The following is a 19,238-nucleotide window of genomic DNA, read 5'->3' on the forward strand; positions in this document are numbered from 1 at the left end:
TTTTCATAATCCACACATTTTAGTAAAACTTAAGAAATCACACCATAACGCTTAACGCGTTGTCGCTCTTGCAACGCCTATAATTGAATAAACCATAGAAAAAAATCACTACAAAAAAGCACCATCTACAAAAAATTGATGAACAACTCTCGTAGATGGTGACTTATTTTCCGTGGTTAAAGATTCCTGCCTCGGTCTCTTTCGGTCATTAATAATTTTTTATTTTTGTAAGTCAGCTAAAACTGTTTTACCTTTAACATCGACATCAATGACATTATAGAACCCATTTTTAGTATCAGCGACATCCCAAACAGCTAAGATCACATGATAACCTAAACGGTCATTGGGAATGTTGATCGAATGTGTCGGATTAGTAGAAGCTAGTTGTCCATCATTGCCTACTTCACCAATGAATTCCAAGTCGTCTCTTGTCAACGCATCATTTTGATCCCAACCGGCTTTTGTCATGTAGTAATGCCATTTCGTTGTTGCATGGTTGGCAGTGAATGTCCAAGTAAAATCATTTGCACCAGCTGTCAATTGTTGTTTTGTCCACAATGAGGCTGTTTGTTGATCCAATAAGAAATCACCTACCGCACCATTTGCAGAAGCGATTTGACCATCTTCAGGTCCAGCAGCTGGGAATCCTTTTGGTGCTTCAAGAGATTGTGGCTCATTGATAACAGCTCCGTATTTTTTGAATGCAGCATTCCAGTTTGTATTTTTGTCAAGGCTTCCCTGGTAGCCACGACTTGCTGGTTCAGAAACGTAACCATGAGCAGCAACATCAACAGAAGTAAGCGTGCTTGCTCCGATACCTGCTAAAATGAATCCTAAACCAATTAACGTACTCTTTTTCATAATAATTCCTCCGATATTTTTACTTTATGTAATGTACGATTGTTATCATAACTGATATATTTTTAATCTGAAAATTATGTATGTTATTGCAACAAAAAAATTTCGTTCATCGCGAGTGTTATTAGAAATTATACTATTTAGTCATTTTTTAGGTGAAACGCAAATGTTCGCTGGAGAAAGAACTGCCACTGAAGGAGTCGCGTTTGCACAGTATAGAAAGGGGAGACATGGGGATAAAACAAATAACAAAAGAATTTATTGAGAGGAAATGTAGAGAACGAATCAGAAAATCAAGGAAGCAACGTTAGGCACCTACACAGGCAGTAGGCTGGTGCGCCCTTGTAGGTGGTCCATATGACTGGTCAGGGTTTGTTGACTTTAGTAATCGGTGTCCCTGAAAGGAATACACGAAGACGCATTTCTTTAATGCGTTGCATTTCTGATAGTTCTTTGATCGATCATCGTCTGACTACGAAATGTGCAATGAACTGTTTAGAAACTTTCGTATCAAGTACGCCATTCCAGTGGAACCTATCGAATCAACCGAGAATAAATAGAGAGACTTAAAAACCGTGTATCTTCTCATTGGGAGTGAGGAGATACACGGTTATTTTAGGCAGTATTCACTTGGCGTTGTGGAGAGAGGCGATCGCACGTACTTTTGACAACGACTTTTGTGTGGTGATCATTGTGCGAAAAATCACATACTTCAGCGCAAAATTTTTCTTTTAGATTGATCATGTAGTCTTTACTCGTAGAAAGATCTAACCATTCAAAAAACGCAATACCCGTTTCTACTTCTTTTAAAGCTGTTTTTTGTCCATCAGCTAGTTTATCTAAAGCAGTAAACACTTTATAATGTGCAAGATCGAGTGTTTGTTTGTGTGTTGTCGCGATTTTTTTTAATTGGGCTAGAAATAATTTGCGTAATGTGGTTGATTCACGGTTAAAAGAAAGACGTACGCCGTTCAAAATAAAGTTAGAAAGAAGCTCAGAATAATAGGTATTATCTATGTAGGCTTTCATCTTTGTGACACTATTTTGGAACGAATAGGCAATATATTCATCATCAAAAATAAATAAACAATTCGAAAAAATAGTCAATTCAAAGTGCCCCCATGTATCAATCTTTTCAAGATACTTCTTTATAACACTGATTTCTTCTTTCATTGATGCGGTAAAAGAACTACTATACAGATAATTTGAAATCAATTTTCTTTGGGCATAGATCAAACGATAATAAATGTTTCCTGTTTTTTCAAATTCGTTGAGCAATTCTTGTTCTTGAGCAGATGTAATGGTTTTTGAAGTGATTAAATAATTCGTTAATTTTTGTTTATTAGACAACGAATTACTATTCAATAAAAACTGATATTCTTCAAGTGTGATATTCATCCGATCAAGGTAGTTTACTATTAGTTCAAAGCCGATTTTTGTTCCACGTGATTCGAAAGCTGCTAAGGTTCCTCTTTGTGAGATACCTGAAGTTAGTTGTTCTTGTGTCAATCCACGATCTTTTCTTAATTTTCGAATTAGAGCAGCATGTTCTGTCATGTTCATTTCCTCCAGAAGCTGTTTTTTGTACATGGCTATAATAGCATAATGTAGTTATGTGGATGTTATGTTTTCATATATGCGCCCTTTTGTTAAAAAAGTGCGATTTTTTTGTTTGGAAAGTTATTTTGTTGCAATACCAAACAAAAAAAATTTTGAAGGATAAGATATGTTTTAATCTGTTCTGTAATACAAATTTAGGAGGGAAAAAATGAATAAGAAAAGTTTATTATTCTCAGTTGGTCTTTTAGGTTGTTTGATTGGAGGCGGAACAGATGTGTTTGCAGCAGACGCAGCAGATACGATGCCAGATATCTCAAATCGCCAAGTTTCAGTAGGTTATTATCATAATTGGGTGCCTGAACAAGGTGCTGGTTACCAAGGTGGTCGTCCGGCAGATACTGATTTGGCAAAAGTAAATCCTTTTTATAATGTGATTGCTGTGTCATTCATGAAAGGTGAAGGTATCCCAACATTCAAACCTTACAATATGTCAGATGCTGAATTTAGACAAAAAGTAGCCACTTTGAATGCTGAAAATCGTGTGGTCATTATTTCACTTGGTGGTGCAGATTCACATATTGAATTACATAAAGGGGAAGAACAAGCCTTTGCCGATGAAATCATCCGTTTGGTTGAAGTTTATGGATTTGATGGCTTAGATATCGATTTAGAACAAACCGCAGTAGATGCAGGCGACAATAAAACAGTGATTCCAGATGCTTTGAAGATTGTCCGTGCGCATTTTGAGAAAGAACAAAAACATTTTATTATCTCTATGGCGCCAGAGTTTCCGTACTTAAGAACACAAGGTAAATATGTACCATACATTACTGCTTTAGAACAAGAATATGATTTTATTGCACCACAGTTATACAACCAAGCAGGTGACGGTATCAGTGTTGGAACTGAATGGATCGCTCAAAATAATGACAGCAAAAAATTTGAATTCTTATATGGAATTTCAAAAGCTTTCAACGAAGGAAGCGGTGGGTTTATCCAAATTCCAGCGAATCGTTTAGCTTTAGGTATTCCAGCAAACGTGGATGCAGCAGCAAATGGTTTTGTAAAAGAACCATCAAAAGTTTACGATGTATTCGAACAAATGGAAAAAGATCAAACACCATTAAAAGGTTTGATGACTTGGAGTATCAACTGGGATGAAGGAAGAAACTCAGCTGGTGTCGAGTACAATGAATCATTTGCGAAGTCTTATCAAGATCTATTCCAAGAAAAAACACCTGATACAGAAAAACCATCACAACCAACAAATCTAGCAGGCACAGCAACACATTCAACTGTTGCTTTATCATGGACAAAATCAACAGATGATCGTGGCGTAGCAGGTTATTACATTTATCGTGATGGCGAACAAATTGGCAGAGCAACAAACAATGCTTATACAGACACAAAATTGACTGCCAGCACAGAATACACTTATACAGTGAAAGCATTTGATGCCGCTGGTAACGTTTCAGAAGAAAGTAAAGCATTAGTGATCTCTACATTAGAAGAGCCACCAGCAGACTTAGAAGCTCCATCAGTACCATTGAACATTACGGCTTCATCAATTAGTGACAAGAGTGTTTCTTTATCATGGACACAATCAACAGATAACGTGGGTGTAGTAGGTTACTATGTTTACCGTGATGGTGAGCAAGTAGGAGAAACAGAAACAAATACATTTAGTGACGCAGGATTAACAGCTAATACGGAGTATTCTTATACAGTAAAAGCATTTGACGAAGCGGGCAACATTTCAGAAGAAAGCAAAGCTTTAGTTGTAACAACGGCGGATGCACCATCAGCAGAAGCATGGGATGCAGATACAATTTATGATTTAGGTGATATCGTGACACACAAAGGAAACACATATCGTGCAAAATGGTGGACACGAGGCAATGAGCCTGGAACTGAACAATGGGGACCTTGGGAATTGATTGGTTAATCGATCCATACCCGTTTTTATTAATGAAGCAATCGTTGATGCTGAATCAATCAACGAATAAGTGATTTGCTCAGTATTGTTAAGATTTTCGTGCATGTATAACGAGAATCTTAGCAATTGGGCAAACGCATGATAAAAATTCAATTATTTATTTATGTTTGTATAACAGAACATGAAAAAAACATATATTATAACAACTATTATAAAAATTCCAAGTCCTCTTTTTAGAGGGCTTTTTTTATTTTATCAAGTAACATGAATGAATTGAAATCATAACGTACAGGTAAAATGCTTATTAAATTTTTACACTGAGAAGGGTAGATCTATGGATTTTTTTCCATAATTTATCAAGCATAATACAGACATAGATTGGTGACCACTTGGTAAAGGAGGTTGATATATGAGAAATAAATATAAGGTAAATGGTTGTTTTCAAGCTGAGTTTTTGATGGAAAAACCATGATCCACCTGAGCAGGGAACCATGAAAGGAAGAATGATCAACCTGATACTATTGGTGGGATCAAATTATCTAGTTGTACAAAAAAGGGATGTTTTTTAGGATGATAAAGATGAAGCTGGCAAAAAAAATAAAGGTAGTTATGTGTATAGTAAGTATCGTTTTTTCTTTTTATAAAGTAGCCATCAGTCTACCGTATCATGCGTCTGCTGATTCGACAACTGACAGTAGTGAAAATGCGCCGAGTGAAAGTACCACGACAAAGGAAATAGGTTCTTCAGAAGAAATAAGTGAACCATCCAATAGTACTGCGCAAAGTGATTTCCAGTCCGTTTTAACTGTTCCTACAGTAGCGTCAGGCATAGCTAGTGTGGATAACTTCAATGATTTTCGAACCGCTTTATTGGACAGCACTATTACAGACATTTATTTAACTGGAGATATCAAGTTAACGGCATCTTTTAATATCAATTCGCCAAAAAATATTTATGGCAATGACCATACGATTGATATTAATCTTCAACTGATTGGCGTTGCATTAGCGTATACGACTTGCTCTATTTCTGATGTCACACTAATCAATCAACATCCATATTCTTTTTTCTGGTCCGAATTCCCAGGAGTCACGATCAACTATACAAATGTTACATCTTCTGGACAACAATTCATTTATCTGCCTTATGGGACAGCGAATTTGTATGAGAATATTACAGCCTCATCAGATACGCAAGAAGTGTGTGAAGTAAAAGAATTAAATATACGAAATGGAGCAAATGTAGCATTCACTAATACGAGTAACAGCTATCCAGTAGTAGGTAATAACAGCAGCACTGTCTTGAACATAGAAGATCATACAACTTTTACCGCACAATCAAATAATCCAACAGCAACTATTGCGATCGGTCAATCGCTATCAATCGCAGCGACTAGTAATTTTTCGATTGCTAATTCCAGAGGCTGTGCTTTAGGTTCATATTATAGCAGTGCACCATTCACGATCGCTTCAAATAGTGGGATAGGTACTTGGAAGCTAAATGGCACAGATCCACTTCCCGATATCGGCTATACCGGACCAATTACGACAAGTTTTAATTTAACTTCGATTGATATTGCACAAAATACCTTGAATGTGACGTCCAATAATCCCATGTTTCCAAAATATTTCCAGTCTAAAAATGTAAGAAAAATAGCTAGTGGTCCATTCACGAGTAAAGCACAAGTAATTACCAAGGATATCGATCTATTATTGGGTGAAGTTTGGATACCACCATATAACTTTGTGAGTGCAACAAATGCGCTAGGGCAGCCACAAACCATCAATGATGTCACGATTCAAGGCGAAGCGGATGGAGAGGAAATAGGGACCTATCAAATTACTTTTATTTGTGATGATGCGGAGTCTGTGGCGACAGTCAATGTATTTGATATTCAGCTTCATTCCTTACCAACGATCTATGCCAAAGATACATGGAATGAATATGATGGATTAGATTGTATCATCGAATCAGATAGTAGCAGCAATTCATCTCTTTCATTTTTCGAGACAAACGTCAGTGTCACTGCACAAAAAATCGAAGGCGCGAATATGATTGATATTGATCCACAAAAATTGACAGAAGAAGAAGGACAGTATGTTCTCACCTATACCTATAAGCATAAATCGGAAAGTATGAATGTGACGGTTGAGGAGAACCTTTTCAATGATCAATCAATCTATCCATCCATACTTGATTTTGGCCATGTCGCAATCCAATATACAAACAATCAATTGATTGCTACAAATGCCACAGGGAAAATCGATATCACTGACAAACGAAGTAACAATGGAGACGGCTATAAAGTAAAAGTCACTCAGGACCATGTGTTGACTGGAATAAGTAGTGGCTTTCAATTAACAGGGTCAATCATCCAATTTGAAACAGGGACAGCAACTAATAGTAGTGGGGGAGCAGTGATAAGTACTGGAAGTAATCAAACAATTGATATTCCTGTTGGGCAAGAAAAAGAAGTATTTCGAGTGGATAAAGGGAATAGTCGGGGACAGATCGTTTTGCCACTCACTGAGTTTAAGTTGGAGTTGCCAAGTGACAGTCCGAAAATAGCTGATTCTTATCAGGCAAAAATCACTTGGACACTTTCAGAAACGCCCTAGCCATAAGTCTCTAACGGACGATGGATAATGATAGCATAAGAGTGTTCAATCTGAGGAGTCAGAAAACGAGAGATCGAAAAAAGAATCAGGATTAAGTTGTGCGCGCATTCATAGAACGTTGTGCCAATCGTTGATAGAGATAGCTCACAATGGATCATTTCTGAAAGCGAAAAGGAACGACGTGCAGACTGATCACAATTGAAGTGGCAACAAAGTCGGCTAGCTATAAAATATTTTATACAATGAAAAGGAGCATAAGATAATGGTAATCACAAAAAAATTTGTCATGGCAGGTATGAGTATCTTAGTAGGAGCAAGTTTAGGGATAACATCGGTGAATGCCGATACAACAACCGATGGTACAGTGACTTTACAAGCACCAACTGGTGGAAATGGAGAAGATTTGAACCTAGCAACCAACAAGTTACCAACCAATCTGAATTTTGGTACTGCTAATATCAAATATGATCAATCCATCGAACAAATCGCTACAGTAGATGGTGATCAGGCATCTAACCCAACAACTACGGATATCCAAGTCACAGATAATCGTGGTGATCTAACAAAAGGTTGGAAACTAAAAGTAAAACAAATTGCCCAGTTTAAGTCCTCAGTCAATCAATCTGAGTTAGCAGGGGCAGAATTATCGATCAATACAGGAAATGTGACAAATATTGGTGGCGATCTACCTACAGGCGGTGTAATAAATACTCAAGACTATGTGATTACTCCAGATGTGGATGTGGAAGTATTCAAAGCGAGTCCAGGAGAGGGATTAGGAATTTCAACATTGCCAATCAATCAATACAAATTAAGTATTCCTGCTGCAGCAAAAAAAGAAGCGGATACCTATCAGGCACAATTGACTTGGACGTTTTCTGATACATTGTAAGAACTGCCCTTGACAGAAAGGAAGTGTCCTGTGAAAATCAAAAAAAATATAGCCATGTTTTTATTTTTACTTGTTTTGTCTCATTTATGTGACGTACCTGTGTTTAGTGATGAAAACTCAGCTTCTCAGAATATTCCATTTTTGGTGTCTACGCAATTGCCGGACAATCAAATAAATAAACAGGTCTCCTATTTTGATTTACAAATGGTACCAAAACAAGAACAGACGTTGCATCTTAAAATCGAAAATATCTCGGATCAGACGATCATGCTAGACACAACTTTATATCAAGGAAATACGAACAGTATCGGGGTCATTGAGTATGATAAATCGGTCAAGGGGTTAGCCAATAACGCGCAAGTCAATATAGAAGATCTAGTGAAAATCTCAGAAAATAAAATCAAAATTTCTCCAAAGCAAACGCATGAATTACAAGTGAAAATCAAGATGCCTGAAAAAGAATTATCTGGGATTACCATTGGAGCGATCCGGGTAGTCCAGAATAATGAAGCAAACAAAGAAGGCAATATTCAAAATAATTTTGCAAGAGAAATCGGGTTAGTTTTACAATCAAGTGATCCGGAGCAAATTCCTTCAACATTAAAACTTTTAGATGCGCAAGCAGGACAAGTGAATACGCGAAATGTTTTTACAGAGAAAATCCAAAATCCAAAACCCAAATTAATTCGGCTAACCAACCTCAAAGCAATCATTACGAAAGAAGATGATCAAGAAGTTATATATCAAGCAAGCCAGCTGGAAGGCTCGATTGCTCCAAATACGATATTGAACTATAGGATACCATTAGACGGTAAAGCATTATTACCGGGAGTGTATGTTGCGACATTTGAAGCGGATGAGGGGGAACATCACTGGAAGTTAACAAGGAAATTCACAGTAAAAAACAATATAAGCAAAAAATTAAACCAAACAGATATATTGATAAAAAGTCAGCCTAGTTTTTTTGCAAAGTACAAATGGATGATGATAACTGGGTGTGTCTTATTAGTGATTATTCTAGGTCTGTGTATTTATATAGGTAAAATCAAAAGGAAGTTAGTTGAACAAGAGAAGAGCTAAGCTAGTTTATAATAAGTAAAAGGGGGAGAACAGAAGTGATGCCGCGTTCTTCCTCTTTTTTTACAAAAAAATAAATTTTTTTAAATTTTATGAAACTTTTACTTCAACTTATTTTTTTAATGATATTATCCATTTAATTTAAAAGGTGGGTGGGGGAGTAATAGTGTTTAGAAAATATTTAGAGAAAGAAATTTTTCGAAAAGTAACTATTATTAATCTATTATGGGAAAAATCAAGTTTGACTTCGCTGGAGATGTCTCAACAATTGAATGTTTCTGTTTCAACGATAAAAGGAGACATAAAAGCAATCAATCTACAATTCGATGAGACTGATCCGTTGATTGAATCAAATCCAACAGGGTATTTGATCAGAAACAAGTATAAACGAAATAAACGAACGTATATGAAGAAAGTCTATCAATATTCACCATTTATCAAAGCGTGTATGTATTTCTTTAAAACCGATTTTTCGAATCCCCTAGGTTTTGCCAAGCAAGAATTTATCTCTTCCTCCAAAGCATATCAACTAAAAAAAGAGGTGATGTCCTATGTCGCCTCTTATGGCATCGACCTCAATGATAAGAAGGTAGAAGATGAGTATCGCTTACGGTTTTTAATTGCACTTTTTCAAATGAAGAGCGGTATTCAAGTAGTTAAGGTGTCAAAAACAAGTCAGTACAAAATAAATCATTTGTTTCAACAAATCGAAAAAGAACAAAAATGTTTATTTTCAGATTTCTCAAAAGAATACGCACAGATTTTACTTCAACTGATGTTTGATCGAAAAATGAAGTTAAAAGACAATCTAGATATAAAAAAGTTAGAGATGTATAAATGCACACCTATTTATCATCAGATAGAAGATCGTCTTGTCGATTTTTTGAAACAAATGTTTTTAAGCCCAGATGAACGAAATTTAAACTATTGTACGATCGTATTCAATTTTTTAAACCAAAATTTTTATGAAATAAATGCACATGAAAAGAATTATCAATGCTATATCGCTTTTACTAAAGAATTCCCAGTGATCAAGTATGAGTATCTGATCGACAAGATGGAACGTAATATTCCTAACTTTTCTAATAATCAACGAACCATCGAAGTACTAACTTTGATGTTTTTGCGGAAATGTCATTTTAATTTTCAACAGCTGATTCCTGAAGAACATGTTGTGGAAGGGACAGATATGGCAGAGATTCCTCAAGCTTTCTTTGAGAAAATCAAGCGGATCTTTATGGACTGGAATGATTTTTCAGGATTGAACCTAGCATTTTCAGATGATCATTTTCGGTATTTAGCAACAAAAATTTATTTTTTGACCTATCGGAGTAAAAATGAAAAAAGAGTCTTTTTACTGACAGGTGTTTGTACGGACTTCTTATGGGCACAGGAAATGTTAGAACAAGAATTTGGAAACACCCTGGACATTCAACAATTCAATCCGGAAACCATTCCCAGCAACTATAATAAACGTGACGTGATTTTATATAATATCAGCCATGAGAAACTATCCCAAATTGATTGCTTCAAAATGAGGGTATCCTTTAATTTTGATTTTTGTGAATTGTTTAACATAAGGAAAGAATTATTTGGTTATGATATTGCTATGTATAAAAAAATCATCGAGAAAGAATTACGATAAATAGAAGAGATGGGCAGAGGCAGCTGATTTTTAGAAAAATAAATACAAAAACGAAAATCGCTTGGTGAACGACGATTTTCGTTTTTTTATTCTTGAGGATTTTGTCTATTCTTGAAACTTGCACTTACATTGGTGGAGTAACTGACCACATAAGATGCACCTCCTTTAGTTCGACTGTTGATAAATAGACTATATCATTGGAATAGACCAAAAAAACATCTTGTATGGTATTGCAACATTATAATTTCTATTTAAGGTAGATCAAGAAAGAAAATGGTTGAATAAAATGTTTCTGCGGCATTTGACCTCTCATACCACCTAAACTGAATAAAGGAGGAAAACAAAAGTAGCCACTTCGAAACACTTCTATCCCGACCTCTTCTTAAACAAAAGCTAAAAACAATGAAAATAAGTCCAGTATTTTGTTAATCTATACTATAATAGAAACTAACTATGAATTTTGGAGGAATTTCCATGAAACAAAAAATTGCAGTATTAGGCCCTGGCTCTTGGGGAACTGCTTTAGCTCAAACCTTAGCAGAAAATGGACATGACGTCCGTATCTGGGGGAATGTTCCAGAACAAATCACAGAAATCAATACGTATCATACGAATAAACACTATTTACCTGAATTACATTTACCAGAATCGATCATCGGTTACACAGAATTGGCTGAAGCTGTCAAAGAGGTAGATGCAGTATTATTTGTCGTACCGACGAAAGCAATCCGTGCTGTAGCACAAGAATTGCTACAACATTTAACGACAAAACCAGTGATCATCCATGCAAGTAAAGGATTAGAACAAGACACGCATAAGCGGATCTCAGAAGTGATTGCTGAAGAAATCCCAGAAGAAAAACGTCAATCCATCGTTGTTTTGTCGGGACCTAGTCATGCAGAGGAAGTGGCAGTCCACGATATCACAACGATCACTGCTGCAAGTGTTGATCAAAAAGCAGCTACTTATGTGCAAGAATTATTTATGAATGATTATTTCCGAATCTATACAAATAATGATGTGATCGGTGTGGAAACAGGTGCAGCATTGAAGAATATCATTGCAATCGGTGCCGGCGCGATCCACGGTCTTGGTTTTGGTGACAATGCGAAAGCGGCGATCATGACAAGAGGATTAGCTGAAATCAGTCGTCTCGGTGTAGCAATGGGCGCGAACCCTTTGACCTTTATTGGATTGAGCGGTGTTGGTGATCTGATCGTCACTTGTACCAGTGTCCATTCACGAAATTGGCGCGCGGGTCATATGTTAGGTGAAGGACAGAAATTAGACCAAATCCTAGAGAATATGGGGATGATCGTGGAGGGTGTATCGACAACAAAAGCGGCGGTTGAACTTGCTGAGCAACTAGGTGTAGAGATGCCCATCACTCAAACAATCTATCAGGTCCTTTATCAAGGGAAGGATATCAAACAAGCAGCAAAAGAAATCATGTTGCGTGATGGCAAGATGGAAAACGAATTTCAGTAAATCAACAGAATGGAGTATATAAATACGCATATGGAGAATAAAATCGTAAGAAAAGCAGTCATTCCTGCAGCAGGTCTAGGTACACGTTTTTTACCTGCTACAAAGGCAATGGCAAAAGAAATGTTGCCGATCGTTGATAAACCAACGATCCAATTTATCGTAGAGGAAGCTTTAGCTTCGGGGATCGAAGATATTTTGATCGTTACCGGAAAAGAAAAACGACCGATTGAAGACCATTTTGATTCGAATATCGAATTAGAATTGAATCTACAAGAAAAAAATAAAATCGACTTGCTAAAATTAGTCGAAGAAACAACGAATGTCAATCTCCACTTTATCCGTCAGTCCCATCCTTTAGGACTAGGTCATGCGGTATTACAAGCGAAAACTTTTGTTGGAGATGAACCATTCATCGTTATGCTTGGGGACGATTTGATGGAAGATGAGATTCCACTGACAAAACAATTGATCTTAGATTACGAGAAAACAAAAGGTTCGACTGTAGCAGTCATGAAAGTTCCTCATGAAGACACGTCAAAATATGGGATCATCGATCCAGAAACAAAAGAATCTGAAGGCTTGTACGAAGTGAAACGATTCGTCGAAAAACCAACACCTGAACAAGCTCCGAGTGATTTAGCGATTATTGGACGCTACTTATTGACACCAGAAATTTTTGAATTATTAGAAACACAAAAACCTGGAGCTGGAAATGAGGTTCAATTGACGGATGCCATTGATGAATTAAATAAAAAGCAACCCGTATATGCGAGAGAATTCAAAGGCTCTAGATATGATGTCGGTGATAAATTTGGTTATCTAAAAACAAGTATCGAATACGGTTTAGGTCATCCTGAAATCAGCGAGCAGCTGAAACAATACCTCATTGATCTAAGTCATTCTCTGGACTAAAAACTTAACAATTAGAGAAATAAAATCTTGAGAAAAGAATAGTAAATGAGGTGTATTGCTTACATGGGGATTCTAATCAACATTGCACAAACGTTTCTTGATGGATTGAAATGGTTGATGGAGGGAAATAATTGGCTGTTTTTACTGCCAGTATTATTTATTAGTTTGTTTACGATGTTTTATATGGTCAGAATAAAAGAAACCTTTTTGATTTTTATTTGGTACTTAGCAACAGTGGCGATCGGTAGTTTGATCATCGTTCTTTTGTGGGGAGATCAACAGGCATTTCTTTTTGCGGCAGCTTTTCTTTTGCTGTACCTTTTTGCCTATATCCCGTATCTACTCAAAAGATTTCATGTCGTCAAAAAAGGCAAACATGCGGCTTCTCCGAACCGCTCAAAGGATGTGTCAGAAAGACGGACAAGATCTGACCGCTGATATTTTGATACTTGCACTTGTTTCGCACTTTCCTTACAATAGATGCAGATAGAAATAACTAAAAAAAAAGGCTCCTTGATAGTTAGCGGCAACTAACTATCAAGGAATGACCAGTCACACGTATACACCCTGACCGATCATTTTGCCATAGTCGATGCAGCGCACCGACCGCATTTATTGTACCTGATTTAAGGAAGATTTTCTACCTTATGAATCTAAAAAGCGGAGGAAGCGGGGCAGTTTATTTACTATGTCAAAACAGATGTATATTCAAGCGAGAAGTTTGTTTAATCCTTTCTAAAGACTTGCTTTTAGCGATACATCGTTCCTATCTTTTACACTGAAGCCGAAGAACATCAAGATGCTGCTACATCAGATCTTTTGCTTGATTGTAATGAATAAGTGGTTAAGGTAAAGATGAGACTGAGCAATTGCTTCGTCTCATCTTTTTGTATTTTTCTTTTTGATAGTTGTCTCTATTCTGAAATAGCAGAAGAAGAGGAGAAAAGAATGAGCTTACCCTATTTTGATTATTGTCAAAAACTTGAACAAAAATTAAGGATCGAGGAACCCTTGATGGAACAAGCAGGTCGTTGGATTGCTACACAGATTCATCGAGGAGGATGTTTACATATTTTTGCTAGCCGTACCTTACAAGGTACTGCCTATGAATTTTGGCAACAATGTCCAAAAATCTTGCCAACTCAGTTGATTGAACATCCCGCAGCGGGGATTTATGAGTCGCTGGAAGGAACTGGCCAAGCAATCATTGAACAAATCAATGCGCAACCCGAAGATATTTTTCTTTTCTTATCAAATGAAGGTAGAAATCCTGCAATCATTGAACTGGCGGAATGGGTCAAAGAACAAGGGTATCTATTGATCGTGATCACCGGATTTGACTTATCCCGAAGTATCAAGTCAAGACATAGTAGTGGTTTGCGCTTATATGAATATGCAGATCTAGTATTAGATAACTATGCAACGATAGATGATGCCGTCCTTACGGTTCCTAAGTTTGAGCCAGCTATATGTGGTGCGGCTTCCTTAGCCACCTTAATCCTATTACAGCAGATCGTTTATTTTTCAGTGTATTATTTGTTGGAGAGTCACTAAAGCGAGAAGGTTAAGAGGCCGAAAAAGAGACAAGAAAGAATCATGAAGATTCTTTCTTGTCTCTTTATACACGTTGATGAAAGAGTCTTCCCCAAAACTCTTTACACTCCAATTATAGTACATTTGTTATGAATATTGCAATGAAGATACCTAATGAAAATAAAAAGAGAGGAAGAGAGAGGCAGAAATTCAATCAAAAACATCGGTTCAAATAGGAAAGGAGCGAGGAATAAAATGTATAAATATTTGTTAATCACTAAAAAATCTTTGTTTATACGTAATTAGAAATGAAAATAAATAGTCGGAAATAGCGACATTGTAAAAATAAAAAAAGAATTTTAATCCATTTTTATAGGTACTATGGCTTTGAAACCAGTGTTTTTATTAAAATGTGTCTTGAGGATAACTAAAATCAATAGATTTTTTTAATTGTTTATTCATGTGGTATAGAACATTTTACTGTATAATCTATTTGCTTATTCATTATTGACAAAAACGTAGCAAGAAAGGAAGAACGAGTTTTGAAGAGAAAAAATTCTTCAGTAAAGAAAAAACGAGACTTTACCAAAATGACGACACCGCATACGTATGTCATTATTTTTGGTGTAGTTGTACTTGCCTGGTTATTAACATTTATCGTACCAGCTGGGAGATTCAGTACGCAAGATATAGAATACAAAGATGCAAATGGAGAAACCAGTACCAGAACAGTATTACGCCAAGATTCGTTTCGTTATGCTTATGAATTAGATAAGGCTTTTGTATTTGATCAACTGGAAGAATTACAAAATGATCCAAAGGAAAGAGAAAAGCTAGCTGTTCCTGAAGAAGGATTAGAAGAAGTCTTGGCAGCTGGTGAGAAAAACTTGACCCAGGAGAAACTAGATGAAATCTCACTGACAGATGATGTTTTATACGATGAATATGGTGAAGACATCTATGACACCTCAAAGAAATTGCATAAAACAGCAAAACTATGGGGGACCGACGATTTCGGTGGTTTCGGCTTTTTAAACTTCGTTTTTGAAGGTCTAGTATCAGGTGATAAATATGGTTCAGCAGTCGGGATTGCTGCACTTATTTTAGTCGTGGGTGGTGCATTCGGGATCATTATGCGAACGGGTGCCATCGATGCAGGTATTTATGCTTTTATCAATAAGACACGTGGTCTAGAACGTTTAGCTTTACCGCTCTTATTCTTTGCTTTTTCATTTGGAGGCGCAACGTTCGGTATGGCTGAAGAAGTCATTCCATTCTCAATGGTCATGGTACCTTTTGTGATTGCCTTAGGCTATGATTCAATCGTCGCCGTCACAGTCACCTATGTGGCGTCACAAGTCGGGAATGCCACGTCATGGATGAGTCCGTTCAGTGTCGCCGTTGCTCAAGGGATCGCAGGTATTCCAGTCTTATCAGGCGCCACCTTCCGATTGATCATGTGGGTCGTCGTGACTGCGTTATCGGCTGGTTACTTAATGATCTATGGCGAAAAAGTTCGGAAGAATCCGGAAAGTTCATTAACGTATAAATCTGATGAATACTTCCGTAACCACTTGAAGAAAACATCCGATGAACAAAAACCATTTACACTAGGCCATAAATTGATTTTAGGCGAAATGTTGATCGTTTTAGTTTGGATCGTTTGGGGAGTCACGCAAAAAGGCTATTATATCCCAGAAATCGCCTCTCAATTTTTTGTTATGGGACTCGTTGCAGGGATCATTGCTGTTTTATTCAAATTGGACGGTATGACGGTCAATGATATTGCCTCTTCTTTCCAATCTGGAGCAGCAGATCTAGCTGGAACAGCGATCGTTGTAGGGATGGCAAAAGGAATCTTACTTGTATTAGGTGGATCAGATGCTTCTGTACCTTCTGCGCTTAATACGATTTTACATGGTATTGGAACAGCACTGACTGGTGTGCCGGCAGTGATCGGCGCATGGGCGATGTACGTATTCCAAAGTTTGTTCAACTTAGTCGTCACTTCAAATTCTGGACAAGCGGCATTGACGATGCCAATCATGGCACCATTGGCTGATTTAGTAGGTGTCTCTCGTCAAGTGGCTGTATTAGCTTATCAATTAGGTTCAGGATTCATGGATGCGTTCACGCCGGTTTCTGCTAGCTTGATTGGTGTCTTAGGTGTGGCACGGATCGAATGGGCAAAATGGGCACGATTCCAAATCAAAATGCAAGGATTCTTCTTTGTTTTAGGAACGATCTTCATTATGATTGCAATCGCGATCGGACTTCAATAAAACAAATAAGAACTGATTTATAGCAATCAAAGAAGTTATGCTAAACGATACGTAACTCTGAGACAGTAAGCGAGAAAACCCGAAAGTATCTTCATATTTTTGGATTTTCTCGCTTATTTCCGAAAGAGCGATGGATTGCTTATTCAACAACCTTTTGAGTGTTCTAAAAGGTACAGACTATTTTATAAAGGGGAAGATCAGATATGAAACTCATTCGACAAATCGATGTCTATGCACCAGAATATCTTGGTAAGAAGGACGTATTAGTGGCAGGAGATAAGATCGTTGCCTTGGAAGATCAACTATCCGGCGGTTACGAAGAATTGATCGTGGAAGAAATTTCAGGAGAAGGAAAACTCTTGACTCCAGGTTTTATTGATGCCCATTTCCATATTTTAGGTGGTGGCGGCGAAGGTGGCTATCATAATCGCACGCCAGAAGTCACACTTAGTCAATTAACGACAGCAGGAGTGACAACAGTCGTAGGTTGTATCGGGACAGATGGCGAGGGTCGAGATATGACTGCTTTGATCAGTAAAGCAAGAGGGCTAGAGGCAGAAGGATTGACTACGTATGTTTATGTTGGTTCTTATCGGTTGCCGGTCAAAACGGTGACTGATGCACTGATCAAAGATTTTCTTACCATTGATAAGATCATTGGGATCGGAGAAATCGCTGTCTCTGATCATCGCTCTTCTCAGCCAACATTCGATGAGTTTGCTCGGGCAGTGGCGGATGCTCGTGTTGGGGGCATGTTATCAGGTAAAGCAGGGATCGTGAATGTCCATTTAGGTGGTGGAAGTCGAAAATTGGAACTATTGAATCGTGTGGTTGAAGAAACAGAAATCCCTATTACTCAGTTTTATCCGACGCATGCGAATCGGACAGCTGAATTATTAGCTGCATGTATCGAATTTGCGAAAAAAGGTGGAACGATCGATTTCACTGCAAGTGAAGATCCTGATTTTTGGGAAAAGACCGATGGTGAAGTTCGTTTCAGTAAAGCATTGAAGCAGTTATTGGAAGCACAAGTCTCTCTTGATAACTTCACCTTGACCTCCGATGGACAAGGTAGTCTCCCATATTTTGACCAAGAGAACCATTTTATCGGTATGGGCGTCGGTAGTGCGAAATCCTTACTGGTGGGCATCAAAGAAGCCGTTCAAAAAGAAGACATTCCTTTAGAAATTGCCTTACGAGCTGTGACGTCCAATCCTGCAAGAGTCCTTAAACTGGACCAAAAGGGAAGAATCGCTGTTGGTAAAGATGCAGATCTTTGTCTACTTGATAAAGAAACCTTAGAAATCGATACGGTGATCGCTAATGGCACCATCATGGTCCAAGAAAAACAAGTGAAAGTTTGGGGAACATTTGAGCAAATTCTTAACAACTAAATAACACAATAAGCATACTGTTTGTTTGTTTTTATAATTGGTGTTACTCTAAAAGTAGTTACAAAGACAAATTTTAGAGGAGGAAATATCATGGCAGATTTAGAAGGACGCTCTAAAGATTTGAAAGACAAAGTTGCAGGCGAAGGCAAAGAAGCCTATGGAAAAGCAACAGGCGATAGAAGTAAAGAAACAGAAGGTAAAGCCCAATCTGTAGGTGCGGATATCAAGAGTAAAGCTCGTAATATCGGCGATGAAATCAAAGAAGGCTTTGAAGATGTAAAAGAAAAATTTTCAAAAAAAGACCATAAATAGTCGACTTGTAAATTCTTAAAAAAAAAGCGTCCTACCAATAAGGTGGACGCTTTTTTAGCGGTTATCCAATGGCAATGGACGCGAATGTTTTATTTTTTAATTCAAAAACTTCATCACATTTTTTAGCCACTTCTAGTTCGTGTGTCACAATGATGATACAGCGATCTTGCTCATGGGCGATTTCTTGGAAGAGTTGAACGATTTCTTGTGAAGTCGTTTCATCAAGGTTTCCTGTTGGTTCATCCGCAATGATCAACTGATGTTCGCAACAAATCGCTCGGACGATCGCTACGCGTTGTTGTTGTCCCCCAGATAATTTAGTGACTTGTTGTTTTGCAAGTGTTTCATTTATCCCAACGCGTGCCAAGCGATCAAGTGCTACTTGGCGATACTCTTTTTGAGGAGTATTTGAAATTTCCATGGCGGTAATGACGTTATCAAGAGCGGAAAGGTAAGGCAATAAGTTGTACGCTTGAAAAATAATGGATACATCATTTTTGCGATAATTCCGTAGGCCTATTTTAGCTAAAGCTCGCTCTTCATAATAAACAGTCCCTTCTTTTGGTGTATCAAGTCCTGAAATCAACGAAAGAAAGGTCGTCTTTCCTGAACCACTAGCCCCTAATATGGCGTACATTTTTCCTTTTTCAAAGGATAGATTCACATCTTTATAAAGTGCTTCTGTTGGATTCTGATACCAGAAGCCCAAGTTTTCTGTACGTAACATCCA

15 protein-coding genes are annotated in these 19,238 nt (G+C 37.4%); 12 read left to right on the forward strand and 3 right to left on the reverse strand.

Annotated features, from left to right (window positions below; translation table 11 throughout):
* Positions 1-219: 219 nt before the first annotated feature.
* Positions 220-861 carry a lytic polysaccharide monooxygenase auxiliary activity family 9 protein gene (locus IGJ39_RS03365; RefSeq protein ID WP_019722919.1) on the reverse strand — a complete coding sequence of 214 codons (642 nt, stop codon included), beginning with the start codon at positions 859-861 and terminating at the stop codon, positions 220-222.
* 612 nt (positions 862-1,473) lie between these two features.
* Positions 1,474-2,415, reverse strand: a complete 942-nt coding sequence (locus tag IGJ39_RS03370) for a helix-turn-helix domain-containing protein (protein ID WP_019722921.1) — start codon at positions 2,413-2,415, stop codon at positions 1,474-1,476.
* A 211-nt stretch (positions 2,416-2,626) separates the two neighbouring features.
* Here IGJ39_RS03370 and IGJ39_RS03375 point away from each other — a divergent pair, with 211 nt between their 5' ends.
* The 12 genes from IGJ39_RS03375 (at position 2,627) to IGJ39_RS03430 (ending at position 18,508) form a co-directional block, all read left to right on the forward strand.
* Positions 2,627-4,363 (forward strand): fibronectin type III domain-containing protein, encoded by a 1,737-nt coding sequence (locus IGJ39_RS03375; RefSeq protein WP_019722922.1) that lies wholly within the window; start codon positions 2,627-2,629, stop codon positions 4,361-4,363.
* A gap of 600 nt (positions 4,364-4,963) precedes the next feature.
* Entirely contained in the window at positions 4,964-6,973 is a 2,010-nt protein-coding gene (locus IGJ39_RS03380; protein ID WP_195339052.1) for a pectate lyase-like adhesive domain-containing protein, read from the forward strand.
* A gap of 262 nt (positions 6,974-7,235) precedes the next feature.
* On the forward strand, positions 7,236-7,865 hold the full coding sequence (locus tag IGJ39_RS03385; RefSeq protein ID WP_019722924.1) for a WxL domain-containing protein: 630 nt from the start codon (positions 7,236-7,238) through the stop codon (positions 7,863-7,865).
* Between the two features lie 30 nt (positions 7,866-7,895).
* On the forward strand, positions 7,896-8,945 hold the full coding sequence (locus IGJ39_RS03390; RefSeq protein ID WP_019722925.1) for a DUF916 and DUF3324 domain-containing protein: 1,050 nt from the start codon (positions 7,896-7,898) through the stop codon (positions 8,943-8,945).
* Between the two features lie 163 nt (positions 8,946-9,108).
* A complete protein-coding gene (locus tag IGJ39_RS03395) occupies positions 9,109-10,587 on the forward strand; it encodes a helix-turn-helix domain-containing protein (RefSeq protein WP_019722926.1) in 1,479 nt (492 codons plus the stop codon).
* A gap of 474 nt (positions 10,588-11,061) precedes the next feature.
* A complete protein-coding gene (locus IGJ39_RS03400; RefSeq protein WP_019722927.1) occupies positions 11,062-12,075 on the forward strand; it encodes an NAD(P)H-dependent glycerol-3-phosphate dehydrogenase in 1,014 nt (337 codons plus the stop codon).
* Positions 12,076-12,105: 30 nt separating this feature from the next.
* On the forward strand, positions 12,106-12,987 hold the full coding sequence (gene galU, locus IGJ39_RS03405; RefSeq protein WP_019722928.1) for a UTP--glucose-1-phosphate uridylyltransferase GalU: 882 nt from the start codon (positions 12,106-12,108) through the stop codon (positions 12,985-12,987).
* A 63-nt stretch (positions 12,988-13,050) separates the two neighbouring features.
* On the forward strand, positions 13,051-13,425 hold the full coding sequence (locus IGJ39_RS03410; RefSeq protein ID WP_010736122.1) for a hypothetical protein: 375 nt from the start codon (positions 13,051-13,053) through the stop codon (positions 13,423-13,425).
* 510 nt (positions 13,426-13,935) lie between these two features.
* Entirely contained in the window at positions 13,936-14,541 is a 606-nt protein-coding gene (locus IGJ39_RS03415; RefSeq protein ID WP_010736121.1) for an SIS domain-containing protein, read from the forward strand.
* 521 nt (positions 14,542-15,062) lie between these two features.
* Positions 15,063-16,802, forward strand: coding sequence for a putative basic amino acid antiporter YfcC (gene yfcC, locus IGJ39_RS03420; RefSeq protein ID WP_019722929.1), 1,740 nt, complete (start codon positions 15,063-15,065; stop codon positions 16,800-16,802).
* A gap of 203 nt (positions 16,803-17,005) precedes the next feature.
* Positions 17,006-18,196, forward strand: coding sequence for a beta-aspartyl-peptidase (gene iadA, locus IGJ39_RS03425; protein WP_195339050.1), 1,191 nt, complete (start codon positions 17,006-17,008; stop codon positions 18,194-18,196).
* Positions 18,197-18,286: 90 nt separating this feature from the next.
* Positions 18,287-18,508 carry a CsbD family protein gene (locus IGJ39_RS03430; RefSeq protein WP_010736118.1) on the forward strand — a complete coding sequence of 74 codons (222 nt, stop codon included), beginning with the start codon at positions 18,287-18,289 and terminating at the stop codon, positions 18,506-18,508.
* Positions 18,509-18,569: 61 nt separating this feature from the next.
* Here IGJ39_RS03430 and IGJ39_RS03435 read toward each other — a convergent pair whose 3' ends face one another.
* A complete protein-coding gene (locus IGJ39_RS03435; protein WP_010736117.1) occupies positions 18,570-19,235 on the reverse strand; it encodes an ABC transporter ATP-binding protein in 666 nt (221 codons plus the stop codon).
* Positions 19,236-19,238: the final 3 nt, after the last annotated feature.

Source organism: Enterococcus sp. AZ140, assembly GCF_051714405.1.
Classification (GTDB): domain Bacteria; phylum Bacillota; class Bacilli; order Lactobacillales; family Enterococcaceae; genus Enterococcus_B; species Enterococcus_B pernyi.